Genomic DNA, 25924 nt, shown 5'->3' with positions numbered 1-25924 from the left:
CTTATCAGAGCTGCTTGCCCCACTGCTCAACCCACGGCGTGGTGACGGATTCAGGTTCTGGATGTTCCGTGGCATCAACCAGCAGAACCTCACCTACCCGTTTAGCCTGATGCTCCTGTAACAGGGCATCAAAGCGCTTACCCGCACCGCAGAAATTCTCGTAGCTGCTGTCGCCCAAAGCAATAACGCCGTAGCGCAGCCCTGGCTGGTGGCCCAGTTTGTCCTGCACGTCATGGAACAGGCCAGAAATAGTATCCGGGAAATCGCCCTGACCGGTGGTTGATGTAATCACTAAGGCGACATCATCCGCATAGTTTTGCCATTCGGCTAACGTAGGATCTTCAAAAATCTTCACGTCATGGCCCTGCTGCTGCAATGCCGGTTCTGCTTCTTCTGCAACCAGTAATGCATTGCCATAAACGGTGCCTACAAAAATACCAATTTTCGCCATTTCTTTTCCCCTTTATTCCGTCCCGCTATCCTGACCTGAGCCAGCCATAAACTCAACCCGTGGCACATCCGGCATACAGGCCTGCCAGCCAAACTGATCCATCACCCGTTGCCAGACAAGATCAAGTCCGGCGCGAATAACCAGGGGTTCTCCCGTCACCGGGTGGCTGAGCGACAAGCTGCTGGCATGCAACATTAAACGATTTGCGCCAAAGTGTGCAGCCGCCCCCCGATTCTGACGCAAATCGCCATGGGCCGAATCGCCGATAATGGGATGGCGAAGATGAGACATATGCCGACGCAGCTGATGCTTGCGTCCGGTTTTGGGTTTGAGCTCAATCAGGCTGTAACGCGCAGTGGGATAACGACTCACTGCGACCGGCATTTCTACGGTGGCCAGTGAGGCGTAATCGGTCACCGCAGGCTGAGGCGCGCGGGGGTCGCTGACAAATTTGTCGGCAATTTTATCCAGTTCTTCGACAAGCGGATAATCCAGCCGATCGCGGCCTTCCAGCCAGCCGCGCACCACGGCATGATAGGTCTTCTCCATCTGATGATGCTCAAACTGCTGGGAAAGCAGGCGGCCCACCTCACTGGACAGGCCCATTAGCAGAACGCCCGATGTGGGGCGATCAAGCCGGTGCGCCGTGAAAACATGCTGGCCTATCTGGTCGCGTACCGTCTGCATGACAAACTGCGTTTCATGGCGATCAAGCCAGCTACGGTGGACCAGCCAACCGGCGGGTTTGTTCACCGCCACCAGCCACGCATCCTGATAAATGATCTCTAACATCAGGCAGACTCATCCTCCAGAAGGGCATCCAGCTGCTTTAACGTCAACACCAGCAGGGCACGACCGGGCTGCCCGGGCGTTAACGCCACTTCAAAATAGGGGGCGATCGCGACGTTCTTCGGCAACGGCTGCCCGGCACCAATGATGGCCTGAACGCGCGGTATCAGCACCCACTGTAACCATTCCAGCGGCTGAAGCGTATCAAGGAAGAAAGGTTGCTGGCTGGTGAACGCGTGATCGTCTGGCGCAACAGACTGCCAGAGATCGTGCTCGCGCATTATCACTTCGACCTGTTCGAGTCGTTGCAAAATTAAGTGTTCCAGCGTCATGCTTCACCTCTGACCGGATAAAAATGGGCGGCAAGCATAACCCGCAGGCATAAAAAAAGGGAGCACTGTATTAAACAGTGCTCCCGGTTCGTTTGCAGCTTTCCCGCTACGTTAGTGCTCCCTGCTCATCCGTGACAACTTTTCCCGTGCGAATTCCATTCGCGCATCATCCTGACAAATCCTTAGCATCCAGGCCCGCCACCTCTTCTGAGGAGCTCTCATTCTCCGTCCTGGAGGTGTCCTTTAACTCAATCCAGAGTGTCCTGCTTCATCCTGAAGCCTTCCTTGTGACGTAAACTCCGTTACGCTCCGGCCTCCTGGCTACCGTCATCCTGACGGCTCCTGTTGTCCAGGACATCCTGTCCGCGAGTGATATTCTCGTCAGAAATTACTCAGAGCACAAGGTGGTAAAACGCCTTATAACGATATCTTATGAAAAGCGCTCATCAGCGCAGCTAATAAGTTAATGATTTACAATATTTTTACATCTTTCCGAAATGATCACTGCGTGAAGGATAGAGCGATCTCTCACAGAGCTTGTAAGAGATCTCTCACACCGTCGATAGCGGATATCTGCAACTAGTCACTAAGCGGTTGTAAATCATTAAGAAATGATGGGATATCAGGTGCCAGCGTCTGGCGATGTTTGCGCCCTGGGGTTTCCAGAATGACATGTCCGCTCAGGTTACACAGCGAGATAATGTTTTCTTCGGAATCCGTTGTCGCGATAAACAGCGTCGGCGCCTGCTTCAGCCGGCGCTGCATCACTAAATGACCAATCAGATTTTCCTGCAGTCGGACAAAGTCCTCTTCGCTCCAGACCTGCAGAAGCGTTAGCCTGTTTTGGTCGTGAGTGGCGCGCATGTCTCCCGCGAACTGGTGGGTATAAAATGCAGTAATCTGCGGCTGGAGCTGGATATCCAGCGCGCGCTCAACGGCATCCAGAGACGGCGGCAGGCTAAAGGGCTGCGGCTGCCACAGCGCCCGCTCGCCACGATTTTCAATCAGGCAGGGTGAAGGAACGCCATAAAGATCGCGACTGGCCGGTGCATGGCCATTATTCTGCTGCCAGTGCAGACAGTATCGGGTGGTAAAATCAGTTAACGCTTCAGCCGTTTGCTGCATCATTCAAATTCTCACTTCTGATAGGTTACACTTACTCACTTTGATGACCTCAGTGGTAACCGTTATGTCTTCTTATCAGCCGGATCCGGCGCTCAGCAACCTGACGCTTGGCAAGCCCACAGCTTATCACGATCGCTACGACAACAGCTTATTACAGGCCGTTCCGCGCAGCATGAACCGCGAACCACTCGGCCTTTATCCTGATAACCTGCCTTTTACGGGAGGCGATATTTGGACGCTGTATGAACTCTCCTGGCTCAACAGCAAAGGCGTTCCACAGGTGGCGGTTGGCGAAGTGGTGCTGGACGCCCACAGTCGTAATCTTATCGAGTCCAAGAGTTTCAAACTCTATCTTAACAGCTTTAACCAGACGCGGTTCGCAGACTGGGGCGAGGTGCGCCAGACGCTGGAGCAGGATCTGCGTGTCTGTGCCGAAGGCGAGGTGCGCGTCGCGCTGTTTCGGTTAAATGAAATTGAAGGTCAACCTGTGGGACACTTTGCAGGCTACTGCATAGATGAGCAGGATATCGAAATTGAAGATTATGCCTTCAATGCCGATTATCTGATTAACGCAGCCGGTCAGGAACAGGTGGAAGAAACGCTGGTCAGTCACCTGCTGAAGTCCAACTGTCTGATCACGAATCAGCCTGACTGGGGCTCGGTGATGATTCGCTATAAGGGCCCACGGCTCGATCGCGAAGCGCTGCTGCGCTACATCATTTCATTTCGTCAGCATAATGAGTTTCATGAACAGTGCGTTGAGCGTATCTTCAATGACCTGATGCGTTTTTGTCAGCCCGAACAGCTCACCGTTTACGCGCGCTATACGCGTCGGGGCGGACTGGATATTAATCCATGGCGCAGTAATGTGCCCTTTACGCCGGGTCATTCTCGTCTGGTTCGTCAGTAGTTTGCGAGGTATTTCTCAGGCTGCCGGTCAACTATAGCGTTCCACTTGAGTCAGCCCTGCCGACAAGGCTACTCTGGGCAAGGCGGCATACAGTGGATTGCCAACCAGGGATTTTCGTCACTGCATTTGCAGTGTCAGCCATCACCCCAGCGGGTGCAAAGGAGTTCATTTGATTACACATGTCAGCCCTCTTGGCTCTATGGATCTGCTCTCCCAACTGGAAGTAGATATGCTGAAGCGCACAGCCAGCAGCGATTTATATCAACTTTTCCGTAACTGCTCGCTCGCCGTGCTCAATTCTGGCAGCCAGACTGACAGCAGCCACGAGCTCCTGTCCCGCTTTGAGAACTTCGATATTAACGTGCTGCGCCGCGAGCGCGGTATCAAGCTTGAACTGATCAATCCCCCCGAAGAGGCCTTTGTTGACGGCCATATTATTCGTTCACTGCAGGCTAACCTGTTTGCCGTGCTGCGCGATATCCTGTTTGTTAACGGCCAGTTAGCCAGTTCCGGCCGGTTACCCTGCGCAGAAGACAACGATTCGGTCATGATTACCAACACCGTGTTTTCTATTCTGCGTAATGCCCGGGCATTACACGTGGGCGAATATCCCAATACCGTTGTCTGTTGGGGCGGCCACTCGATTAACGCGGTGGAATACCAGTACTGTCGTAACGTCGGTACGCAGTTGGGCCTGCGTGAACTGAATATTTGTACCGGCTGTGGCCCGGGCGTGATGGAAGCGCCCATGAAGGGGGCGGCGGTAGGCCATGCACAGCAACGCTACCGCGACAGCCGCTTTATCGGTTTAACCGAGCCGTCGATTATCGCGGCTGAACCGCCTAACCCGCTGGTGAACGAACTGATCATCATGCCGGACATCGAAAAACGTCTGGAAGCCTTTGTACGCATTGCACATGGCATCATTATTTTCCCTGGCGGCGTGGGGACGGCAGAGGAGTTTCTTTACCTGCTGGGCATTCTGATGAATCCGCAAAATGAGCATCAGGTTCTGCCGCTCATTCTGACCGGGCCGAAAGAAAGCGCCGACTATTTCCGTGTGCTGGATGACTTTATTGTCAGCACGCTCGGGGAGCAGGCACGTAAGCATTATCAGATCATTATTGATGATGCCGCCGAGGTGGCCCGCCTGATGAGAAAAGCGATGCCGCAGGTGAAAGAACACCGCCGCGAAACGGGTGATGCCTACAGCTTTAACTGGTCTATCCGCATCGCGCAGGATTTGCAGGTGCCCTTTATGCCAACGCATGAAAATATGGCCAATCTCAATCTCTACACTAACCAGCCGCCGGAAAAACTGGCAGCCGACCTGCGCCGGGCGTTCTCGGGCATTGTGGCAGGTAACGTTAAAGAGATGGGCATCCGTGAGATCCGGGAAAAAGGCCCTTATAAACTGCACGGTGATGCCGACATCATGCACCGCATGGATGAACTGCTACAGGGCTTTGTGGCGCAGCAGCGTATGAAACTGCCAGGTACTGCCTATATCCCGTGCTACGAAATCATTAAGTAAATCAGGAGGCAGCCGCCGGGCTGCCCGTACCTTATGTCACATCACTTACTTATTGTTGATGCACTCAATCTCATTCGCCGCCTTCACGCCGTTCAAGGCTCTCCCTGTCTGGACGGCTGCGTGGCGGCATTGCGCCAGCTTCTCGGCCACACGCGTCCTTCTCACGTTGTGGCCGTGTTTGACGGGGAAGCGCGCCATCAGGGATGGCGGCATCAGCTGCTGCCCGACTATAAAAGCGGTCGCCCGCCCATGCCGGAAGATTTTCAGGCTGAAATGCCCGCTTTGCAGGCGGCGTTTCGGGCCGCGGGCGTGAGCTGCTGGATTGCCGAACAGGATGAAGCCGACGATCTGGCGGCCACGCTGGCGGTAAAAATGGCGCGGGCGGGCCATCAGGCCACTATCGTTTCCACCGACAAAGGCTACTGTCAGCTACTGGCACCGGACATTCGCATCCGCGATTATTTTCAGAAGCGCTGGCTGGATTTGCCGTTTATTGAAACGGAGTTTGGCGTTGCGCCCACTGTGCTGCCCGACTACTGGGGATTATGCGGCATCAGCAGCAGTAAAATCCCGGGTATCGCGGGCATCGGCCCCAAAAGCGCCCGGGAACTGCTGCAGCAGTTTGGCTCACTGGAATCGCTTTACCAACAGTTGGATCAGGTCCCCACCAAATGGCGCAATAAACTGCAGACAGGGCAAGAGATGGCGTTTATAAGCCGCGACGTCGCCCGGCTGAAACAGGATTTGGTGCTGGAAGGAAATCTGAATTTACTGCGTTACAGCGGTGACTAGCATCGTCAACCGATCGGGCGCCATCGCGCCCGATCGGTTCGATTAGCGCTCGTCGCGACGGCCACCGACCGCGGCCCAGATACGACGAATATGCACCGTTACTTCTTCACGATCGTGGTAGAGCTGGCGTGCGCGAATTTGCGCATTAATACCATTTTCCGTGAGGCGCTGCTCGATCATGGCCAGATTTTGCGTGACTTCTTCATACCGCTTCTTCATGGGCAGCTTCAGGTTGAAAATGGCCTCACGACACCAGCCATTCACCAGCCAGTCCGCCATCAGATTGGCCACGCGAGCCGGTTTTTCCACCATGTCGCAGACCAGCCAGCTGATATTGGTGCGCGGTGGGCGAAAGCGGAAACCGTCTTCGCGTTCGTGAAAGACCTGTCCGGTATCCATCAGACTCGGTGCCATGGGGCCGTTATCCACGGCGTAGACCATCATGCTGCGCTGTACCAGCTGATACGTCCAGCCGCCAGGGCAGGCGCCCAGATCCACCGCATACATGCCGCTGGCTAACCGCTCATCCCACTCGTCGGCGGGCACAAAAACGTGGAAAGCCTCTTCCAGCTTAAGCGTTGAACGGCTTGGCGCATCAGAGGGAAACTTAAGACGCGGAATGCCCATATAAAAGGGGGAATTGTTTTCTGGCAGCGAATAGCCCACGTAACAGGTACCGGGAGCAATAAAGAACACGTGCACGACCGGACGTTTTGGGCTCTCGTAATTAAGCAGAATTTTGCTCTCACGCAGGCTGGCACGCAGGGGAACGGTAAACTTGCGGCAGAATTTGGTGAGCTCTTTTGCTTCATTGGTGTCAGGCACCTCAACACGCAGCTCGCCGCCTTTCTCGACCACACCGCTTAACATGCCAACGATCGGCGAAATACGATCGTCCTGGGGCAAGTCACGCAGCAGCTCGCCGACAACCAGCATCTGGCGGGCGAAAATCAGGGTTTCAAATGGCAGTTCCCGAATCAGCCTTTCCGCATCGGGCTGCTGATAGCATTCAAACAGCACATAACCGGCATCTTCTTTTACCCGTGGAAAGCCGTAGACGTTACGCTCTGCTGCTTTCGCACTAATCTCTGCCGCACACTCTTTTTCAAAGCCGGAGCGGCAATACAGTAAAACTTTATTCATGGCGTTCTGCCTTGGTTTTAAGACGCAGTGCGCCAATCAACATCAATAGCCAGCCGACGAGGAAGAATAGGCCTCCGACTGGCGTGATAAATACAAAAAACGTTAAATGCGACAGCGCCAGTGAATAGAGGCTGCCGCTAAATAATACGGTTCCCAGCGCCATAGACGCACTGCTCCAGTAAAACCAGATGTTACAGCGATACAGCATTGCCGCACCCAGCCCCAGTACAGCCAGCGTATGGTAAGCCTGATATTCCAGCCCGGTGTGAATCCAGGCCATTTCAGTGGCTCCCAGCGTTTTGTTCAACACGTGAGCACCAAAAGCACCAAATGCCACCAGGAAAAAGCCGCTGATGGCCGCAAAAATAAACATGGCACGTCTGGACATCAATCTATCCTCAAGGTGCGTTTGCAGGTCCCTGCAAAAAAATCAAAAAGTTACTGATCATAACGAAAGCGGAATTTTTCTTGTTCGGTTGCCGCTTTAGCGAGGATCCACTGTCGAAAGGCGGCTATTTTACCCAGTTCTGCCTGGCTGTCATGACAAACCAGATAAAAAGCATTTTTGCTCACTAAAACGTCATTAAACGGACAAATCAACCGCCCCGCTTCGATTTCGCTCTGCGCCATAACGTTATTGGCCAATGCCACGCCCTGACCATGAATCGCCGCCTGCAACACCATGGCGCTGTGACTGAAGATGGGGCCCTGTTGAACGTTGATATGCTGAACGCCGAGCTGACGAATATAGGATTGCCAGTCACGACGCGACGCATCATGCAGCAGAGTAAAGCGAGCAAGATCCATAGGGGTTTTAAGCGGATTTTCCCCGGTCATCAACGCCGGAGAACAGACCGGCAGCAGGTATTCTGCGTAGAGTTTTTCCACCCGTAAGCCAGGCCAGTTGCCCCGACCATAGAAAATCGCCACGTCCACATCGTCGGCCAGTTTCTCCTCATCGCGGTCAACGGCCTGGATACGGACATCGATTCCCGGATAAGCCAGATTAAAGCTGGAGAGGCGCGGCACGAGCCATTGAATGGCAAAACTCGGCAGTAAACTGACCGTGAGCGCGCCTTTGGCACTGCGTGCCTGCAGCTTGCGCGTGGCTTCATTCAGGGCAGAGAAGATTTCTTTAATGTCCAGATAGTAGCTTTGCCCCTCTTCCGTGAGCAAAAGCGAACGATTCCTCCGCCTGAACAGCTTTAATCCCAGAAAATCTTCCAGTGATTTGATCTGATGGCTGACGGCAGCCTGGGTGACAAACAGCTCTTCAGCCGCTTTGGTAAAGCTTAAATGGCGTGCTGCGGCATCGAAAACCCGCAGTGCATTAAGGGGAGGAAGACGTTTTGACATGGTTATCCATAGCCAGCCTGGCAAAAAATACGCGAACTAATACAAAGGCTTTACGTATTAGAATTTATAATCCGAGACATTATAAATTGTCCGTTGATGAAGCTCCAGCAAATACCTATAGTTGCGCTACTTCCTGAGCCGGAACGAAAAGTTTTTAGATTTGTGAGTGAGTTCGCAGATTTTCTGAAAGCTTTTGGCTTGTGGTCGTGATGTTGTGTTTGCAATTTTGGTCTGACCTTTACAGATCAAGCTTTTTTAATTCCTGTAGATTTACCCTGTCTGTCCATTGTGATATTGAGTAGCACCGCAAATTGCGGTGCTTTTTTTATGGGCTGATTACTTCATTTCAACCATTTCTTTCACATCTGAACGGTTAATCTGCTGCTCATTGCCATTCGCATCTTTATAGCTGATCATACCGGTGTCAGTATCGACCTTTGGTTTGCCTTCAGCGACGATAGTGCGTCCATCATTGGTATGCATCACGTAGTTGCTTGAACAGGCAGCCAGGGTAAAGGCCATTGTACAAATGGCCAGCATTGCGGCGAGTTTTTTCATCTTCTATCTCCTTGCAGATTGATTGCACCAAACCCCCCGCGTTACGCTGACCAAAGAAACGGTCAAGTGCGATCGACTGTAAGTAGGTCGTCTCGCCATGCGGGTTAAGTTTATACCTTGCAATACTCAGCATAACCCGCTTTTCCAGCTTTGCCAGACAGACAGCCATCTTTCAGCCTGGACCTGAAAATTAACAACCTGTGAGCCACGTATGAGCGCCTTCAACCCTTCTTCATTTCGTCAGCAGTTTCCTGCGCTAAACGATGCCGGTGTCTATCTTGACAGTGCCGCCACCATGCTGAAACCGCAGACGGTGATAGACGCGACGCAGCAATTCTACAGCCTGAGCGCTGGCACCGTTCACCGGAGCCAGTTTGCTGCTGCCCGCCAGTTAACGGAGCAGTACGAACAGGCGCGTAGCATGGTGGCACACTGGCTGAATGCCGCCAGCGATCGCCAGATCGTATGGACGCGCGGCACCACTGATGCGATAAACCTGGTGGCGCATGGCTGGTTAGCGCCGCGTTTACAACCTGGCGATGAGATAATTGTCAGTGAGGCAGAACATCATGCGAATCTGGTGCCCTGGCTGATGGTTGCGCAGGCCAGCGGCGCGCGGGTGGTGAAATGGCCGATTGGTGCCGATCGCCTGCCGGATATCTCACTGCTGCCTGCGCTGATTAACAACCGGACCCGGCTGCTGGCGGTCGGGCAGATGTCTAACGTGACCGGCGGCTGTCCCGATTTAGCGCAGGCCATTGCGCTGGCCCACGCAGCAGGCGCAAAAGTCATGGTGGATGGCGCTCAGGGCGTGGTGCATTGCCCACCGGATGTGCAGGCGCTGGATATTGATTTTTATGCTTTTTCCGGCCACAAGCTCTACGGGCCAATGGGCATTGGCGTGCTGTACGGAAAAGCGGAACAGCTGGAAGAGATGCTTCCCTTACAGGGCGGCGGAAAGATGCTGACACAGGTCGATTTTACCGGCTTTACGCCGCAGCCCGTTCCCTGGCGTTTCGAGGCGGGCACACCCAACGTTGCTGGCGTTACCGGGTTAAGCGCCGCGCTCGGCTGGCTGAAGCAGTTGGATATGCGCAAAGCCGAGATGTGGAGCCAGCAGCTTGCCAGCCTGGCCGAGGAGCAACTGGCTGAACTGCCCGGCTTTCGTAGCTTCCGCTGTGGCAGTGCCAGCCTGCTGGCCTTCGACATTCAAGGCATTCATCACAGCGACATCGTGACGCTTCTGGCCGAGCACGGTATCGCCCTGCGGGCGGGTCAGCATTGCGCTCAGCCATTGATGGCGGCATTGGGCGTTGACGGCACGCTGCGCGTTTCGTTTGCACCTTATAATAATCTTCAGGATGTCGATGCCCTGCTGCGCGCCATGCGCAGCGCCATCGATCTGTTATCGGAGTTTTAATAATGAACACACCGCTGTTAGCGCCTCACCCATTCGGCGCTGAAATCACCACGGCTGATTTACAGGCTACCTTCTCCCGCTTTCATCAGTGGGAAGATCGCTACCGGCAGCTGATTTTACTGGGACGGCAGTTACCCGGGTTGCCTGACGCGTTAAAAACAGCGGATATCGAACTGAGCGGCTGCGAAAACCGCGTCTGGTTCGGCAGTCAACTGGGAGAGAAGGGTACCCTGCACTTCTATGGAGACAGCGAAGGTCGTATCGTGCGCGGTCTGCTGGCCGTGTTGCTAACCGCCGTTGAAGGCAAGACGCCAGCTCAGTTGCTGGCGTCCGATCCGCTCGATCTGTTTGAGGCGCTGGGCCTGCGCGCTCAGCTTAGCGCATCACGCAGCAGTGGCCTGAAAGCGCTGGCTGACGCCGTGCGGCAGAGTGCCCAACGGTATCAGGGTTAAGCCTGGCGCGCCGCGCGCGCCAGAAACTTCTTCAGGGCATGGGATACCGCAACAAAGCCGAAGGTGGCCGTCACCATCGTTGCCGCGCCAAACCCGGATTCGCAGTCCATTCTTTTCGGCCCTTCTGCCGTACTGCGTGAGGCGCAAACCGTGCCATCCGCCTGCGGATAAACCAGCGCCTCAGTAGAAAATACGCAGTCAATGCCCAGCTTGCCTTTGCTGTTCTTCACGACACCAAACTGTTTAAGGCGCTCGCGCAGTTTGGCCGCAAGCGGATCCTGGATCGTTTTGGCTAAATCGGTGACCTGAATTTGTGTCGGATCGATCTGGCCGCCTGCGCCACCGGTAGTGACCAGCGGGATCTTGTTGCGCCGACACCAGGCAATTAGCGCGGCTTTGGGCCGCACGCTATCAATGGCATCAATCACGTAATCGATATCGCCCGTCAGCAGGGTCGCCGTGTTTTCCGGCGTAATAAAATCATCAATGCACACCACTTCACAATCAGGATTAATGGCGCGCAGGCGATCCGCCATGACTTCCGTCTTGGCTTTACCCACGTTGCCATGGATCGCATGTATCTGACGATTGGTATTGGTGATGCAGACATCGTCCATATCGATCAGGGTAATCCTGCCGATACCGGTGCGTACCAATGCCTCTGCAGCCCAGGAACCTACGCCACCAATCCCAATGACGCAGAAATGCGCATCCGCAAACCGCTGCAGAGCCTGCTGGCCATAAAGACGTGCCGTGCCACCAAAGCGCTGGTGCCAGGCATCGTTTAACACTTTCATAGTCAAACCTGTTACAGAGTGCGGGCCAGAACGCCCGCCACATCAAAAATTAGTTAGCACCCAACAACAGGGTGCCGTTGTTGCCGCCCTGCGCATTGCTGAACAGCGGCTGACCGGCGCCAGGGGCAGATTTAAGCACCCATACGCGTCCATAATGGTTATAGAAACCGGCAAGATGAGCGGCATCCGGGCCCACGCCCTGATAAATGTCGAAGTGCTGGCCTTTGATGGCACCGCCAACATCCAGCGCCACCATCATTCGCATCTCATATTTACCGTTAAATTTCCCTTTTTCATTTAACTGCGGCACTTCTGCCAGCAACACCGTTCCGGCAGGAATCAGTGAGCGGTCTGATGCCACAGAAGCTTTCGCCACCAGCGGTACAGCGCTGGCACCGCGCACCGGCACATAGTCTTCAGGTTTGAAAAACACAAATGAAGGGTTGGTTTCTAACAGCGCACGCACTTCCTGCGGAGAATGCTCGTCAGCCCACTGGCGAATCGCCTGCATGGACATGTCTTCTCGCTTCACTTCGCCACGATCGATCAGCTCTTTACCGATGCTATGATAGCCCCAGCCGTTTTTTCCGCCATAACCAAAAAAGCGCATTGGACGCCCGTCGCCAAAATCAACGTAGCCGCTCCCCTGTACGTCCATAATAAAGTTATCGATGAGTGAATTACTCCAGGCAATCACATAGCGATCGTCCAACCCACCACTATATATAGAAGCACGGCTTGGCAGCTTTTGTCCGCGCTTACGTGGCGGCATCCGGTAAATGGGATACTGGAACTCACCCTGACGGGTGTAACGTGCCTCAACGACTGGCGTGTAGTACCCGGTGAACTGCACGTTGCCGTAGTTGTCTGTGCCTTCCATCTGAAACGCGTCCAGACCAAACTGGCGCAGCTGGCGCGTGTCGCCGCCGGCTATCAGCCAGTTTTCTACCGCACTGTAAGTACTGTTGTTGCGGAGAAACAGGCCAGAGGAGGCAGACTGAATCTGCCGGACCTGTTCACCAAAGTCCCGGCCGTTAACCGGGCGGCCTTTAGCATTAGGTTGATTGACCAGCGCAAGGGGCTGATCCAGTTTGCCGTCTTTATATTGCTGACCCCGATCGGTTGGCTTACCGCTACAGCCAGCCAGCAGCGCTAAAAATGCGCCAGTAAGTGCGTACTTCGCCCAACGTCCTTTCATCTTCATCTCTTTTTATAACTGTTCGCCACGCGACGATAGCAAAGCCGTCATCAGAATGAAATCCATCCTGTTTCGTCATAACGGATATCGGCGCAATAAATCACCAAATGGAGGAATCCTTCATCAATTAACAGCAAATTTAGCCTTTTAGGGCAAAAAGGGGTTGCAACAATCATCGTGCGGAGTATAGTGCGCATCCACGGACGCGGGGTGGAGCAGCCTGGTAGCTCGTCGGGCTCATAACCCGAAGGTCGTCGGTTCAAATCCGGCCCCCGCAACCACTTTAAACACCTGAAAGGGTGTTTTTTTGTTTCTGAAATTCGCTCAACCGCCAGTGTAGTCACCTCTCCTTCTCTTCCTCTTTTTAAGCTGTTCTCGCGTTTGCCACTCAGACAGAACCCTGTTCAAGCCGCAGCTATTGCTCTTGCCGCTATATTTCTGTTTTGATGATTCATTCGGACATCACAAGGTCTGCTATGAATAACCACAATATTGCTGCACTGACCACTCAGTTTCCGCAGGTCGCGGATTTAATTGCGCTCAATGAAACCACCTGGTTTAATCCCGCCACGACCACCGTCGCAGAAGCCTTACCCCATGTTGGCCTGACGGCCCAGGATGTTGAAGAGGCGCATGCACGCCTGAACCGGTTTGCACCTTTTCTGGCACAGGCCTTTCCTGAAACGGCCGCCACGGGAGGAATTATTGAGTCGGAGCTCGTAGCCATACCGGCGATGCAGGCGCGGCTACAAAGGGAATACGGACAACACATTGCGGGTACGCTGCTGTTGAAGAAAGACAGCCACCTGCCAATTTCTGGCTCAATCAAAGCGCGTGGTGGGATTTATGAAGTGCTGACCCATGCCGAGAAACTGGCACTGGATGCAGGTTTACTGACCCGGGAAGAGGATTACAGCAGGCTACTCTCGCCTTCGTTCAGGCAATTTTTTAACCGGTACAGTATTGCCGTGGGCTCAACCGGTAATCTTGGCCTGTCGATTGGCATCATCAGCGCCCGTCTTGGCTTTAAAGTTACCGTGCATATGTCGGCGGACGCCCGCGAATGGAAGAAAGCCAAACTACGCAGTCACGGCGTCACGGTAATTGAGTATCAACAGGATTATGGCGTAGCGGTAGAGCAAGGACGTAAAGCGGCAGAGTCCGACCCGGACTGTTTCTTTATCGACGATGAAAACTCCCGCACCCTGTTTTTAGGTTATGCCGTTGCCGGGCAGCGCCTGAAGGCTCAGTTTGAACAGCAGGGCCGCGTAGTTGACCGCCATCATCCGTTATTTGTGTATTTACCCTGCGGCGTGGGCGGTGGGCCCGGCGGCGTCGCCTTTGGTCTGAAGCTGGCTTTTGGTGAACACGTTCACTGCCTGTTCGCCGAACCCACCCACTCTCCCTGCATGTTGCTGGGCATCTGCACGGGTTTGCACGAGGGTATTTCGGTACAGGACATCGGCATCGACAATATCACGGCAGCCGATGGACTGGCGGTCGGACGCGCTTCCGGCTTCGTTGGCCGATCCATGCAGCGCCTGCTGGACGGGCTCTATACGCTTGACGATCAAAGCCTGTACGACATGCTGAGTTGGCTGGCGCAGGAAGAAGACCTGCGGCTGGAGCCCTCGGCCCTCGCCGGTATGGCTGGCCCCCAGCGCGTCTGCAGTGCCACAGCTTACCTGCAAATGCACGGTTTTACCGCGGCGCAGTTAGGTCAGGCGACACATCTGGTCTGGGCAACGGGCGGCGGAATGGTGCCGGAAGACGAAATGGCCCGTTATCTGGCAAAGGGGCGCTGAGCACCCGGCGGCCTCTGAACAGCAGGCCAACCTGCGCGGCCTGATCCTGAAGCCGCGTGGGATCGCTTTCCGGTCCTGGTGTCTCAGCAGGCCAGGAAAATGCGCCAGCGGCCGTTTTCCTGAGGGTTACTCAGCGATGAGCCAGTGCGACACCGCTTTTAAAATAGGCTTTGATTCCTTCCAGGATCGCCTCTGCCACCTGATGCTGATAGCGCGTGGTGCGCAACTTACGCTCTTCTTCAACATTACTGATAAAGGCCGTCTCCACCAGAATAGAGGGAATATCTGGTGCCTTAAGCACGGCAAAACCGGCCTGATCCACGGTGCGTTTGTGCAGGTGATTGATGCGCCCCATGCGGTGCAGCACTTCTTTACCAAACTTCAGGCTGTCATGGATCGTCTGGCGCTGCACCATATCAAACATGGTGTGATCCAGATAGCGATCTCCACTCATGCTGACGCCGCCAATCTGATCGGCTTCGTTCTGGGTTTGCGCCAGGAAACGCGCCGCCGCAGAGGTCGCGCCGCTGGTCGACAGCGCAAACACGGAAGAACCGCGCGCGGCCCGGCTGGTGAACGCATCGGCATGAATTGAGACAAACAGGTCGGCACGTTGCTTGCGTGCTTTAGCAACCCGCACCCGCAGGGGAATAAACACATCCTCGTTGCGGGTCATGTAAGCCTTCATGTTGTGCTCTTTTTCGATCAAGGTTTTCAGCCGACGGCCAATCTTCAGCACGATATCCTTTTCACGTGTTTTATGTTTACCGTGGGCACCGGGATCTTCACCGCCATGCCCGGGATCGATCATGATGATGATCGGGCGATCGCGTCCCGCTTTACCGGGCAGAGGCGCCTGAACGGCCTCATTTTTTTCCAGATCGCCCTGATTGTAATCTTTAAGTAATGCCAGAAGCGGATCATCTTCAACGCTATCCTGGCTGGGATAGAGATCGACCACCAGTCGGTGTTTGATCGTGGACACCGGGTCAAGGCTGAAGATTTTAGGGGACACGTTGCGTTTCAGTTCCAGTACGACGCGCACGGTATTGGCATCAAACTGCCCCACTCTGGCGCTTTTAATAAAAGGATCGTCAACACGCACGTGCTGATTCACGCCCTTAAGGACTGAGTTAAGATGCAAGCCATCGATATCAATGACCAGGCGGTCAGGGTTCGTCAGGGCAAACTGCTTGTACTTAAGCGCGACGTTAGACTCCAGCGTCATACGCGAGTAAGTGGAAGAGGGCCAGATGCGGACCGCTAAAATATGGCTGGTCGCGGCCATACTCACACCGCTGACGCTGAGCAGTAACAGCGCCCCTGTACCTTTTAATAATCGTCTACGTGAAACCAGGGGATTACCTTCCGACATGCCACTCCAGCTGTTATATAGTGTTTAAAAAAACGGCAGCCAAATAAAATGGCGGCGAAAACTTTATCCAATCCTGCAGGCAATGTCACCCCGGAAACCCCAAATAATGCAGGCTGTTAGCGGCTTTGGCACCAAAAAAAACGTAAATTATCGTCAGGATTAGCGCTTGCAAAACGATGGCTAAAGGCATAAAAATACACAAAATACGAATAAACATTCACTGAGGGTTAGCCGTGAAGGAACGTAGTACCGAACTGGTTCAGGGTTTTCGCCACACCGTTCCCTATATCAATGCGCATCGGGATAAGACATTCGTCATCATGCTCGGCGGTGAAGCCATTGAGCATGAGAATTTCTCCAGTATTGTCAATGATATCGGCTTGCTGCATAGCCTCGGTATCCGTCTGGTCGTGGTGTATGGCGCGCGCCCACAGATTGATGCCAGCCTGGCGGCACATCAGCTGGAACCGGCTTACCACAAATATACCCGTGTGACCGATGCTCAGTCGCTGGAACTCGTCAAACAGGCCGCAGGCCGGCTGCAGCTGGATATCACGGCCCGGCTCTCAATGAGCCTGAACAACACACCTTTGCAGGGCGCGCACATTAACGTGGTGAGCGGTAACTTCATTATTGCTCAACCGCTCGGCGTGGATGACGGGGTGGATTACTGCCACAGTGGACGCATTCGTCGTATTGATGAAGAGGCCATTCATCGTCAGTTGGATAACGATGCCATTGTGCTGCTTGGCCCGGTGGCGGTGTCGGTGACGGGTGAAAGCTTTAACCTGACGTCTGAAGAGGTTGCCACCCAGCTCGCCATTAAGCTCAAGGCCGAAAAGATGATTGGCTTCTGTTCTGAACAAGGCGTGATCGATCGTGAAGGCAATATTGTCTCGGAGCTCTTTCCTAACGATGCGCAGGCACGTATCGATGAAATGGAAAGCGACGGTGATTTTCTTTCAGGTACCGTGCGTTTTTTACGGGGCGCGGTAAAAGCCTGTCGCAGTGGCGTGCGCCGCAGCCATCTCATCAGCTATCAGGAAGACGGTGCGCTGCTGCAGGAGTTGTTCTCGCGCGACGGCATCGGGACGCAGATTGTGATGGAGTCGGCCGAGCAGATCCGCCGTGCCACCATCAACGACATCGGCGGTATTCTGGAGCTGATTCGCCCGCTGGAGCAGCAAGGCATTCTGGTACGTCGCTCACGTGAGCAACTGGAAATGGAGATCGATAAATTCACCATCATCCAGCGCGATAACCTGACCATCGCCTGTGCCGCGCTTTATCCGTTTATGGATGAAAAGATTGGGGAAATGGCCTGCGTCGCAGTGCATCCGGACTATCGCAGTTCATCGCGTGGCGAGTTGCTGTTGCAGCGCGTCGCGCTACAGGCTCGGCAAATGGGGCTGGAAAAACTGTTCGTGCTGACTACGCGCAGTATTCACTGGTTTCAGGAGCGCGGTTTTACGCCGGTGGATATTGAGTCGCTGCCAGAAAGTAAGAAAGAGATGTACAACTATCAGCGCCGCTCAAAGGTGCTGATGGCGGATTTAACCTGACAGTCACCGGGCGGCAGCCATGCCGCCCTTGCTGTTACGCCTGCCCGGCCGCCCCTAACCTTTCCACCAGCCCGCTTCGCCGCTGCGTTTGCAGCTGTACGGCGCGGTCAAATATTGCACGATCGCTGTAAAGCGTCAGTTGACTGCGCGCACGCGTAATTGCGGTATAAACCAGCTCGCGGGTCAGCACCGGCAGAAACTGGGTCGGCATGACCAGCGCGGTATGGTCAAACTCCGATCCCTGCGACTTGTGTACCGTCATAACCCAGGCGGTTTCATGAGACGGCAAACGGCTGGGCTGAATCGCTTTCACGCTGCCGTCTGGCAACGGAAAAAAGACTCTGAGCTGGCCTTCCTCATCGCGTAGAGTAATACCGATATCGCCGTTAAACAGCCCCAGTGCGCTGTCATTACGGGTGATCATTACCGGCCTTCCCGCATACCAGCGGCTGCCCAACGCAGGACGTCTGATGCGCTGCAGCTGCATCAGGCGTTGCTCAATGCGCTGATTCAGCCCGTGCACGCCAAAGGGCCCTTCACGCAGGGCACACAACAGCTGATAACGGCTGAATGCGTTAATAACCTGCTCTGGCGTAGCCTGATGCTGAACGGCATGCAGATAATCGCTATAACCCCGCGCTACCTCGTCCAGCATAGCCTGATAAGCGTCGCCGTCGTTCAGCGGCTGAAAAGAAACATCCTGGTGTCCGGCGGCAAAAATCGCGCTCATCTGGCGCGCATCGCCCTGGTTCACCGCCCGTGCCAGCTGACCTATTCCGGACTTTTCATCAAAACGATAGCTCTGTCGCAGCAGGCAAATGCTGTCGCGAACGGCTGGCGCGGCCTCAACATCGTCGCCTGTGAGCGTGCAGCCGGTCAGGGCCGTCAGCTGTGCAGCCCGTGACGGGCTAAATCCTGTTTCGCTGCAGCGGCAAATATCCCCCAGCACGGCGCCCGCCTCCACCGAAGCCAGCTGATCGCGATCGCCCAGAAAGACCACGCGCGCATGCTGTGGCAAGGCAGAGATCAGTTTTGCCATCATGCTCAGGTCGACCATTGAGGCCTCATCGACCACCAGTACATCCAGATGCAACAGGTTGCCCGCGTGATAGCGCAGACGCTGCGTGTCCGGTTGTGCACCCAGCAGGCGGTGCAGCGTCGTCGCTTCCGCAGGGAACCGGGTGCGCTCTTCCTCGCTCACGGCCAGTCCCTGTAGAGCTTTACCCAGCGACTCCGTTAAACGGGCCGCGGCTTTGCCCGTGGGCGCCGCCAGCTGTATGCGCAGCGGCACCGTATTCAATCGGATTAGCGCAGCCAGCAGCTTTGCCACCGTGGTGGTTTTACCGGTTCCCGGACCACCTGAAATCACGGCGGTTTTTCGCGTCAGCGCCACGGCTGCGGCAATCTTTTGCCAGTCGTCAGGACGGCTGCCAAACAGGCTGGTCAGTACCTCGCTGGCCCGGTGCGCATCAAATGTTCCTTCGTCGGGCTGCAACGAAAAAAAGCGCGCAACCTGCCCTTCGCTCTGCCACAAGCGATGCAGATACAAACGCTCATGGCTCAGCACCAGCGGGGTGACGGCACTGCCATCACTGATTGCTGACCAGCCCGCCAGTGCAGCATGCACATCGTCCGGCGCGCCTGCGGCCTGCCACAGTGCCTGGGCCAGGGCCGGCTGACGCCCCGCAAAGAGTCCGGCCTCGCTCAGATTAGCCAGCGGCAGACAGACGTGACCTTCTCCGGCATCGGCACTGACGCAGGCCGCTGCCAGCAGCAGAAAAGGCTGGGCGTCGTCCGCAATCAAGCGGGCAAACTGTATATCCAGAGGTCGCAGTAAACGCTTTTCGACTGCCTGGAGCAGTAAGGCGTTTATATCACTCATAACATTTCCTCTGTATTGCCAAACAGCCTGTCCATTTCATCAATAAACGCCGGGTCGGGTCGGGTGGCGAAAATGCCGTTGTCGTCCGGGCTGCCATCGACGCCACGCAGAAACAGGTAAAAGACGCCGCCGAAATGCTGTTGGTAGTCATAGCCTGCCAGACGGTGCTGGAGATAACGGTGCAGCGCCAGGGTATACAGCTGGTATTGCAGATCGTAGCGGTGGTCGATCATCGCCTGCTCCATCGCCTCGGGCGTGTATGCGGCACGACTTTCCCCCAGCCAGTTCGATTTATAATCCAGCAGATAGTATTTTCCCTGCCAGCGGAACACCAAATCAATGAACCCTTTCAACATGCCTTTCACCTGGCGGAAATCCAGTGCCGGACCGCGCTGCGACAGCGGATCGTACCGGCGTACCAGCGCATCCAGATCGGTCGCGGTCAGCAGGTTATTGATCGGGAGATAAAATTCCATTTCAATCAGCCGGTCGCGGCTGTTAATACTGGACAGCGTTACGCCTTCCTTGTTAAGCGGCGTTGTCAGGACGCGCGCAATCCACTGCTGAATGACCGGAAGCCAACTGAGTGAATACCCGTTTTGCTGGAGCTGATCTTCCAGCCACAGCGCCTCTGGCGGTTCGGTGAAATCGATTGATTCAAACAATCCGTGGAGAAACGTCCCGGGTGCCGCACCGCGCGGAAAATGGTGCGGCGTCAACAGGGTATCCTCTTCGTCTGCCGTTTCGCCTGCGGCGTCGATATCAAATTTAGGCAAGGCGTCCAGCAGCGGTGAGCTACCGTGCTGCTGCAAACCCGAATAACTGGTGACGCGCCAGCTGTCGGCCAGCGCTCGCGTCATTTCCCGACTGCTCAGCGCATCGTTGCTGCCCAGGCCTTCATGCCAGATCGCCCCGGGCTGGAGCGCGCTGCTGATAACCTCAATTCCCGCGCCCTCAAGCGCCTGCAGATGCTGACTGAGCTGCGCGGCATCGGCGATTTCGCCGCGCTGCACCAGGAAACCGAGCGCGCTTTTGTGCAAGTCGCTTTCACCCGCTTTTTTACGCGCGCCCTTAATCAGCGGTGCAATACCTACGCTGCAGTGGTGAACCGAACGGGTCAGTGCCACGTAGAGCAGGCGTAAATCCTCTGCCAGGCGCTCCTCTTCTGCCAGCGTCAGGCTGTACTCATCCCCCTGCACGTCCAGCATCGCAGCAAAGCTTTCACGATCGTGATACAGCGCACTGGCGGCCTCGCGGAATCCGGCGGCAAAGGGCAGCCAGACCAGGGGATACTGCAATCCTTTCGATTTATGAATGGTGACGATTTGCACCAGATGACGATCGCTTTCAAGACGCAGTTGCTGACTGGCCGCCTGGCTATCGGGGCGGGCAATTTGCTGTGCCAGAAAACGCACCAGCGCATGGGTGCTGTCGAGCTGAACCGCCGCTTCCTGCAGGAGTTCACCCAGGTGCATCAGATCGGTTAAGCGCCGTTCGCCATTGTCTGATGCCAGCATATTTTCGGCCAGTTGCCGCGTGATCATCACGTCGCGCAGCATGGGTAAAACGCCGCGCTGATGCCAGATTTGCTGCCAGCTGACAAACTGCTCCACCAGTGCATCCCAGTGGCGTTCGTTCTGCGCCAGCGCGTCCAGTTCGGCGGCATCAATAGCAAAGATGGACGTCGCCAGCGCGCTGCGCAGCAATCGCTCCTGTTCAGGTGACTGAACCGCCTGCAGGAGCCATAACAGTTCACGCGCTTCCGGCGTGGTGTAAACGCTGTCGCGGCTGGAAAGATAAACGGAGGGAATCGACAGGCTGTTTAGCGCATCGCGGATCAGGCTGGCCTCGTTACGGCTGCGCACCAGCACGGTAATGTCCGATGCCTTAACCGGCTGCAGGGCATCGCCTTTACCAATCAGCGCCTGCCCCTGCTGTCCGGCTACCAGCCAGCGGCTGATATCCGCGGCACACTGCTGCGCCATAAATTGTTGGTAATCACTTACTCCCACACCTTCACCCGGCTGAAGCCAGAAGCGCAGCGCGGGCTGCGGTTGCTGCTGATAAATCAGCTTCAGGGCCTGATTAGGCGCAGCCGGACTGACCGGGAGAAAAGGAATGGAAGAGAACAGAAACGGCGAATCAACCTGTGAAAACAGCCGGTTAACGCTGTCCACCATGTCAGGCGAGGAGCGCCAGTTAGTATCTAATGTGTAGTGAGCACTAACTTCACTACGGGCGCGCAGATAGGTAAAGATATCCGCACCACGGAAGGCATAAATCGCCTGTTTGGGATCGCCAATAAGCAGCAGGGCTAACTCTGGCTGATGGAGATACAGCGTACGAAAGATACGATACTGCTGCGGATCGGTATCCTGGAATTCATCAATCAGCGCTACCGGGAAGCGCCCGCGAATCGTTTCCGCCAGCAGTGCCCCGCCCGGCTGTTGAAGCGCCTCATCCAGACGGCTCAACAGGTCATCAAAGCCCAGTAGTGCGCGCTGACGCTTTTCGCGCTGGACCGCCTCGCGGACCTCGGTCAGGGCCTGCCAGATAATGACGTCTCGCAACGTCAGCGGTTCGGCCAGAAAGCGATCTACCGCATCAAACAATGCATGTTGCGGTGCCTCGCCCTTTTTGGTCTTCTCGTGCAGCACCTGCTGCCCAAAGCGCTCCAGCTCTTTGGGCAACTGGTAATCAAGCGTGTCATCGAGTGCCCACTGGGTGACTTTAGCCACCCAGTTAGGTAAGTGCTTACTGCTATAACTGCGCTTATCAACACCAGACGCGCTAATGAGCCCTTCCACATCGGCGCTGGCAGCCTGCCACTGCTGCTTAAGGGCGTTAATTCGCTCAAGATTGGCCGCATGGCGGGAGGCCAGCGTTTCCTCTGGGCGAGGTGGGCGCCTGAGCGTCGGTGACTCCCCCTGCAGCCAGGGCCGCAGCGTGGTCAGTAAACTGTCCGGCCCGCTCCACTCCGCCGCAATGACTCTGGCCACATCCAGCGACAGGGGATAACACTGGCGACGCCAGAAATCGGCCGTGGCCTGTCGGAGCAGCGTTTGTTCGTTTTCAATCAGCTCCTGCTCGAACAGCATGCCCGATTCAAAAGCGTTCAGGTTAAGCATGCGCTGACAAAAGCCGTGGATGGTAAAAATTGCCGCCTCATCCATTTGTCGCTCGGCCGCCAGCAGTTGTGACGCGGCCTGGGGCAGGTCTGGGATCTGCTCCATCAGCTGTTGGTGCATGGGGTTATGGCTTTTACCACGCACGCAGGCCAGACGTAGCTGATGGATATTGTCACGGATACGACCGCGCAGTTCAGCCGTAGCGGCTTCGGTAAAGGTCACCACCAGAATCTCTTCGACGGACAGCGGCCTGCGCCAGGCGTTCTCACCGCCCAGCCCTAATAGCAGACGTAAATAGAGCAGGCCGATCGTAAAGGTTTTACCGGTCCCCGCTGACGCCTCAATTAACCGTTCACCGTTCAGCGGCAGCGTTAACGGGTTAAGCGACTCGGGTCTTGACTGCATCATTGGGTTTCACTCTTTACCGGCAGCGACTGCTGCAGTTTGGCGATTTCCTGCCAGGTTCTCCAGCCAGGCAGCGGGGCAAATTCGATTTTACGCTCGCCGCTTCCGGCGATCTGCGACGTCATGGCCATGCCTTTTTTCTGCATCACGGCCTGATGAAAGAAATCGGCCAGGCCGGCAGGCGTAAGCAGCTGGACCTGCTCCATCAGCTTTTGCCGGGTATCGAAATCGTTGTTCTGGCGATCGAAATCGCGGCTGAAACGATCGGCTTCTTCGTTCAGCGTTTGTGGACGCTGTCTGAGATCGTTGAGCATCGCCTGCTGATACTGCGTAAAATCGGCCTGGCTCATCGTACGCAGACGCTGCTCAGCCTGGGGATAAAATGCCTGATAGCGCTGCATCAAATAGGCGGGCTGCTTGCTGTTACTCTGCAACAGAAAACCAATTCCCCACTGACGTCCCACCGGCATCCGGAAGGCAAAGACGGCATAGCCCAGTTGCTCTTCCGTCCGTAGCTGATTGTAAAACCATGGCTGCACGATCTGGCTGAGCATCGCGCTGTTGGCCATGCTCTGGTATTCGTCATAGCCTAAAGGAATATAGAGCGCGGCCAGCGCAGAGTCGGTACTGCTGCCGTGCTGCTCCAGATTCGCCTTTAACGGCTTTTCAACGCTGAGGTAGTTGCTGTGCCAGTAGTGAGTCCCTTTGCACTGCATCTGCTGTTTCAGATCGCGCCCCAACTGCGTGACGCTGTCGGCGCTCAGGTTGCCAACCGCCATCATCTCCGGCGTGGCATTTTTTATTAACGCATCGCGGTAAGCCACCACCTCATCCAGCGTAATGCCGCTCACCAGTTTGCGGCGGGTTTCTCGCTGAGTATAAGGCAGTTGCGACAGGAGCTGCATTGGCTGAATAGCCTGCTCAAAGGCTTTGCCTTTTTCGGCCGCGTCCAGTCGCTCCAGGTACCAGGATTTAGCCTGCTCCAGCTGCGACTCACTGGGCTGGAAGGTGCGGTAACGATCCACCAGCTGTTTAAGCAAGGCGGGCAGACGCTGCGTAAAGCCACTGGCGTTAAAGACCAGACCATCGTTCTCACTGGTCGAAAAGCTGATACCGCCAATGGAGGCCTGTGAGCTCAACTCATCCAGCGCCAGGCTGGCCAGATAGTCATTCAGACCAAACAGCACCTGCTGGCGCGCATCGCTGATGGCCTGCTGGTTTCGCAACGCCACGGTAATGCTGGCTTTGGGCTCATTCGCATAGAACTGGCTTGGCATCCAGTAAATACGCATCCCGAAATCGTTATCTAGCTTTACCGGATGGCGATAGGCCTTCTCTGCGGCAGAAACCAGCGTAAAATCATCGGGAATATAGGGATTCAGCACCGGCATCGCGAGCTGAATCCCGCGCCCGCGCTGCTGCCACTGCGCAAAAGTCTGAGCGCTAATTTTATCTACCTGATAGGGCGCATTGACGAAATAGGCCAGCCTGTTGTGCGGCTCCTGCGGGCTGATATACCAGATGCGCGCCTTCTGCGGCGTCATCTCTTCCAGACGGGCCTGAATCGCCCCGGCATCGTAGCGGTCGGCAAGATAAGGGGCATCCAGCGTATGCTCTACCGGTACCCGCAGCATCGTATCGGCCAGCCACTCGATGTAGTCCATGTTGCGGGTAATGGAGGGATAACGGAAATCCAGCGCCAGAACATGTGAAACTTCGTCGAAGTAGCGACGATCGATGCCTTTTTCGCGCAGCATGGCAATGTAGCTAAAGACGGCCGCCACGACGTCGTCGCGTTGGGCGAGGCCTTTATCGGTGAGTGAGACGCTGATCGTAAAGATGCCGCTGTTGCGCTCGGTAACCGGATCGGCTCCGGCGCTAACGCCATCGGCCAGCCCCTGTTTTTGCAGCCAGTCAGCCAGCGTATTGGAGCTACGGTTGCCAATTAAATAGCCGATGAGCGTGTCCGTTTTACTACGGAAGCGATCGCTGTTATTCGGAATGCGGAACTCAATTTTGAGCTGTTTACGGGGTTGTGCAGGCACATAATGAATAAGAATACCCTGCTGCGCCTCGGTGACAACAGGCTCGTTAATCATCGGAACGCTGGCATTGTGGTTAGCCACCCGACCAAAGGTGTCTGCCGCAATGGCGGCCATCTGCGCCAGGGACTGGTTGCTGTAGATAACGGCCTTCATCAGGTTGGCAGAATAGTGGCTGTGGTAAAAGTCCAGCAGCGCCTGATGCAGGTTACTGTCGGGTTTATCTCGCAGGGTTTCAAGATTGCCCCCATAGAAGTGCGCTGCCGGATGGGCCGGATTGATCGTCTCGGCCCCCACCTGCCCCATGCGCAAAGCGTCGCGCGCGCGCGCCATTGTCAGCTCAGCATTGACCGCATGACGTTCCCGATCGGCATTGACCGGATCCAGTAACGGTGCCGCAATGGCGTCGGCCAGGCGATCGACGGCAGGCGCAAGGGCATCGTTTTCCACTTCAAGGTAAAAAGCGGTGCGGTAGGACGCCGTGCTGGCATTGTGGCTGCCACCATGCTTTTTGAGGAAGTCCGCCAGGCTGTCAGGTTCCGGATAACGCGTTGAGCCCATCAGCACCATGTGCTCAAGATAATGTGCCAGGCCAGCCTGTTGCGCAGGATCGTCCAGTGAACCAATCGGCAGGGTTAAAGCCGCCAGCGATTTAGGAGCATCCTTGTCTGACACCAGCAGCACGGTCATGCCATTATCCAGCGTAATAGCCTGATACTCACGCGGATCCTGTTCGCTTTTACCGATGGTACTGTTAACGGGCTGCCAGCCCTGGCCCGTTTCGGCCTGAACCGTAAACGCCACCAGGCTGAACAGAATGGCCAGGATCAAGCGTGCATGTGTGCGCATGTAAACCTCTTACGTTACC

21 protein-coding genes and 1 tRNA gene are annotated in these 25924 nt (G+C 55.5%); 8 read left to right on the top strand and 14 right to left on the bottom strand.

Going from position 1 to position 25924, the window contains the following annotated elements; all coding sequences use genetic code 11:
• Positions 1-4: 4 nt before the first annotated feature.
• From AAIE03_RS01345 to syd, 4 genes are all read right to left on the bottom strand, one after another.
• Positions 5-451 carry a flavodoxin gene (locus AAIE03_RS01345; protein WP_014594460.1) on the bottom strand — a complete coding sequence of 149 codons (447 nt, stop codon included), beginning with the start codon at positions 449-451 and terminating at the stop codon, positions 5-7.
• Positions 452-463: 12 nt separating this feature from the next.
• Positions 464-1243, bottom strand: a complete 780-nt coding sequence (gene truC, locus AAIE03_RS01340; protein WP_014594461.1) for a tRNA pseudouridine(65) synthase TruC — start codon at positions 1241-1243, stop codon at positions 464-466.
• A complete protein-coding gene (locus AAIE03_RS01335) occupies positions 1243-1572 on the bottom strand; it encodes a YqcC family protein (protein ID WP_014594462.1) in 330 nt (109 codons plus the stop codon). Before AAIE03_RS01335 ends, truC begins: the two co-directional genes overlap by 1 nt.
• Positions 1573-2151: 579 nt before the next feature.
• Positions 2152-2700, bottom strand: coding sequence for a SecY-interacting protein (gene syd, locus AAIE03_RS01330; protein ID WP_014594463.1), 549 nt, complete (start codon positions 2698-2700; stop codon positions 2152-2154).
• Between the two features lie 61 nt (positions 2701-2761).
• Between syd and queF the strand changes: the two genes are divergently transcribed.
• The 3 genes from queF to xni all read left to right on the top strand — a co-directional run bounded on the left by queF (position 2762) and on the right by xni (position 5933).
• Positions 2762-3607, top strand: a complete 846-nt coding sequence (gene queF, locus AAIE03_RS01325; RefSeq protein ID WP_024471444.1) for an NADPH-dependent 7-cyano-7-deazaguanine reductase QueF — start codon at positions 2762-2764, stop codon at positions 3605-3607.
• 169 nt (positions 3608-3776) lie between these two features.
• On the top strand, positions 3777-5141 hold the full coding sequence (gene ppnN, locus AAIE03_RS01320) for a nucleotide 5'-monophosphate nucleosidase PpnN (protein WP_014605152.1): 1365 nt from the start codon (positions 3777-3779) through the stop codon (positions 5139-5141).
• A 33-nt stretch (positions 5142-5174) separates the two neighbouring features.
• Complete coding sequence (gene xni, locus AAIE03_RS01315; RefSeq protein WP_498562713.1) at positions 5175-5933, top strand: flap endonuclease Xni; 759 nt, start codon at positions 5175-5177, stop codon at positions 5931-5933.
• Between the two features lie 42 nt (positions 5934-5975).
• On the opposite strand, the gene rlmM is transcribed toward xni, so the two are convergent.
• From rlmM to AAIE03_RS01295, 4 genes are all read right to left on the bottom strand, one after another.
• Positions 5976-7076 (bottom strand): 23S rRNA (cytidine(2498)-2'-O)-methyltransferase RlmM, encoded by a 1101-nt coding sequence (gene rlmM, locus AAIE03_RS01310; protein ID WP_013026966.1) that lies wholly within the window; start codon positions 7074-7076, stop codon positions 5976-5978.
• Entirely contained in the window at positions 7069-7464 is a 396-nt protein-coding gene (locus AAIE03_RS01305) for a DUF423 domain-containing protein (protein ID WP_014605150.1), read from the bottom strand. Before AAIE03_RS01305 ends, rlmM begins: the two co-directional genes overlap by 8 nt.
• A 50-nt stretch (positions 7465-7514) precedes the next feature.
• Complete coding sequence (locus AAIE03_RS01300; protein WP_014594466.1) at positions 7515-8432, bottom strand: transcriptional regulator GcvA; 918 nt, start codon at positions 8430-8432, stop codon at positions 7515-7517.
• A 336-nt stretch (positions 8433-8768) separates the two neighbouring features.
• Complete coding sequence (locus AAIE03_RS01295; protein ID WP_013026969.1) at positions 8769-8990, bottom strand: YgdI/YgdR family lipoprotein; 222 nt, start codon at positions 8988-8990, stop codon at positions 8769-8771.
• A gap of 211 nt (positions 8991-9201) precedes the next feature.
• On the opposite strand from AAIE03_RS01295, the gene csdA reads away from it, so the two are divergent.
• Both csdA and csdE read left to right on the top strand, forming a co-directional pair.
• Positions 9202-10410 carry a cysteine desulfurase CsdA gene (csdA, locus tag AAIE03_RS01290; protein ID WP_014594467.1) on the top strand — a complete coding sequence of 403 codons (1209 nt, stop codon included), beginning with the start codon at positions 9202-9204 and terminating at the stop codon, positions 10408-10410.
• 2 nt (positions 10411-10412) lie between these two features.
• The gene (csdE, locus tag AAIE03_RS01285; RefSeq protein ID WP_014594468.1) at positions 10413-10862 is read left to right on the top strand and encodes a cysteine desulfurase sulfur acceptor subunit CsdE; all 450 of its coding nucleotides are present in this window, start codon (positions 10413-10415) and stop codon (positions 10860-10862) included.
• Here csdE and tcdA read toward each other — a convergent pair.
• Together tcdA and mltA are read right to left on the bottom strand one after the other, a co-directional pair.
• Positions 10859-11659 (bottom strand): tRNA cyclic N6-threonylcarbamoyladenosine(37) synthase TcdA, encoded by an 801-nt coding sequence (gene tcdA, locus AAIE03_RS01280; RefSeq protein ID WP_014594469.1) that lies wholly within the window; start codon positions 11657-11659, stop codon positions 10859-10861. The genes csdE and tcdA overlap by 4 nt on opposite strands.
• A gap of 49 nt (positions 11660-11708) precedes the next feature.
• Positions 11709-12857: a murein transglycosylase A gene (gene mltA / locus AAIE03_RS01275; RefSeq protein ID WP_014605149.1), complete on the bottom strand. Its 1149-nt coding sequence runs from the start codon at positions 12855-12857 to the stop codon at positions 11709-11711.
• Positions 12858-13061: 204 nt separating this feature from the next.
• Between mltA and AAIE03_RS01270 the strand changes: the two genes are divergently transcribed.
• Together AAIE03_RS01270 and dsdA are read left to right on the top strand one after the other, a co-directional pair.
• A tRNA-Met gene (locus AAIE03_RS01270) sits at positions 13062-13138 on the top strand.
• Between the two features lie 195 nt (positions 13139-13333).
• Entirely contained in the window at positions 13334-14662 is a 1329-nt protein-coding gene (gene dsdA, locus AAIE03_RS01265; RefSeq protein WP_105080791.1) for a D-serine ammonia-lyase, read from the top strand.
• Positions 14663-14792: 130 nt separating this feature from the next.
• Here dsdA and amiC read toward each other — a convergent pair whose 3' ends face one another.
• Positions 14793-16037, bottom strand: a complete 1245-nt coding sequence (amiC, locus tag AAIE03_RS01260) for an N-acetylmuramoyl-L-alanine amidase AmiC (protein WP_013026975.1) — start codon at positions 16035-16037, stop codon at positions 14793-14795.
• Between the two features lie 233 nt (positions 16038-16270).
• Here amiC and argA point away from each other — a divergent pair, with 233 nt between their 5' ends.
• Positions 16271-17599 carry an amino-acid N-acetyltransferase gene (gene argA / locus AAIE03_RS01255; protein WP_013026976.1) on the top strand — a complete coding sequence of 443 codons (1329 nt, stop codon included), beginning with the start codon at positions 16271-16273 and terminating at the stop codon, positions 17597-17599.
• A 34-nt stretch (positions 17600-17633) separates the two neighbouring features.
• Here argA and recD read toward each other — a convergent pair whose 3' ends face one another.
• Genes recD through ptrA form a run of 3 tightly spaced genes read right to left on the bottom strand, consistent with a single transcriptional unit; the run spans position 17634 to position 25905 of the window.
• On the bottom strand, positions 17634-19481 hold the full coding sequence (gene recD / locus AAIE03_RS01250; protein WP_014605147.1) for an exodeoxyribonuclease V subunit alpha: 1848 nt from the start codon (positions 19479-19481) through the stop codon (positions 17634-17636).
• Complete coding sequence (recB, locus tag AAIE03_RS01245) at positions 19478-23017, bottom strand: exodeoxyribonuclease V subunit beta (RefSeq protein WP_019104745.1); 3540 nt, start codon at positions 23015-23017, stop codon at positions 19478-19480. Before recB ends, recD begins: the two co-directional genes overlap by 4 nt.
• Positions 23014-25905 carry a pitrilysin gene (gene ptrA / locus AAIE03_RS01240; RefSeq protein WP_498562712.1) on the bottom strand — a complete coding sequence of 964 codons (2892 nt, stop codon included), beginning with the start codon at positions 25903-25905 and terminating at the stop codon, positions 23014-23016. The genes recB and ptrA overlap by 4 nt, the downstream gene beginning before the upstream one ends.
• Between the last annotated feature and the right edge of the window lie 19 nt (positions 25906-25924).

Source organism: Pantoea sp. Ae19-2, assembly GCF_059801205.1.
The sequence above is the reverse complement of the archived record's forward strand: the minus strand, read 5'-3'. Positions and strand labels throughout refer to the sequence as shown.

Excerpts from the sequence above, each read along its gene's own strand:
- AAIE03_RS01345 (WP_014594460.1), bottom strand. The coding sequence starts at position 451 with ATGGCGAAAATTGGTATTTTTGTAGGCACCGTTTATGGCAATGCATTA.
- truC (WP_014594461.1), bottom strand. The coding sequence starts at position 1,243 with ATGTTAGAGATCATTTATCAGGATGCGTGGCTGGTGGCGGTGAACAAA.
- AAIE03_RS01335 (WP_014594462.1), bottom strand. The coding sequence starts at position 1,572 with ATGACGCTGGAACACTTAATTTTGCAACGACTCGAACAGGTCGAAGTG.
- syd (WP_014594463.1), bottom strand. The coding sequence starts at position 2,700 with ATGATGCAGCAAACGGCTGAAGCGTTAACTGATTTTACCACCCGATAC.
- queF (WP_024471444.1), top strand. The coding sequence starts at position 2,762 with ATGTCTTCTTATCAGCCGGATCCGGCGCTCAGCAACCTGACGCTTGGC.
- xni (WP_498562713.1), top strand. The coding sequence starts at position 5,175 with ATGTCACATCACTTACTTATTGTTGATGCACTCAATCTCATTCGCCGC.
- rlmM (WP_013026966.1), bottom strand. The coding sequence starts at position 7,076 with ATGAATAAAGTTTTACTGTATTGCCGCTCCGGCTTTGAAAAAGAGTGT.
- AAIE03_RS01305 (WP_014605150.1), bottom strand. The coding sequence starts at position 7,464 with ATGTCCAGACGTGCCATGTTTATTTTTGCGGCCATCAGCGGCTTTTTC.
- AAIE03_RS01300 (WP_014594466.1), bottom strand. The coding sequence starts at position 8,432 with ATGTCAAAACGTCTTCCTCCCCTTAATGCACTGCGGGTTTTCGATGCC.
- AAIE03_RS01295 (WP_013026969.1), bottom strand. The coding sequence starts at position 8,990 with ATGAAAAAACTCGCCGCAATGCTGGCCATTTGTACAATGGCCTTTACC.
- csdA (WP_014594467.1), top strand. The coding sequence starts at position 9,202 with ATGAGCGCCTTCAACCCTTCTTCATTTCGTCAGCAGTTTCCTGCGCTA.
- csdE (WP_014594468.1), top strand. The coding sequence starts at position 10,413 with ATGAACACACCGCTGTTAGCGCCTCACCCATTCGGCGCTGAAATCACC.
- tcdA (WP_014594469.1), bottom strand. The coding sequence starts at position 11,659 with ATGAAAGTGTTAAACGATGCCTGGCACCAGCGCTTTGGTGGCACGGCA.
- mltA (WP_014605149.1), bottom strand. The coding sequence starts at position 12,857 with ATGAAAGGACGTTGGGCGAAGTACGCACTTACTGGCGCATTTTTAGCG.
- dsdA (WP_105080791.1), top strand. The coding sequence starts at position 13,334 with ATGAATAACCACAATATTGCTGCACTGACCACTCAGTTTCCGCAGGTC.
- amiC (WP_013026975.1), bottom strand. The coding sequence starts at position 16,037 with ATGTCGGAAGGTAATCCCCTGGTTTCACGTAGACGATTATTAAAAGGT.
- recD (WP_014605147.1), bottom strand. The coding sequence starts at position 19,481 with ATGAGTGATATAAACGCCTTACTGCTCCAGGCAGTCGAAAAGCGTTTA.
- recB (WP_019104745.1), bottom strand. The coding sequence starts at position 23,017 with ATGATGCAGTCAAGACCCGAGTCGCTTAACCCGTTAACGCTGCCGCTG.
- ptrA (WP_498562712.1), bottom strand. The coding sequence starts at position 25,905 with ATGCGCACACATGCACGCTTGATCCTGGCCATTCTGTTCAGCCTGGTG.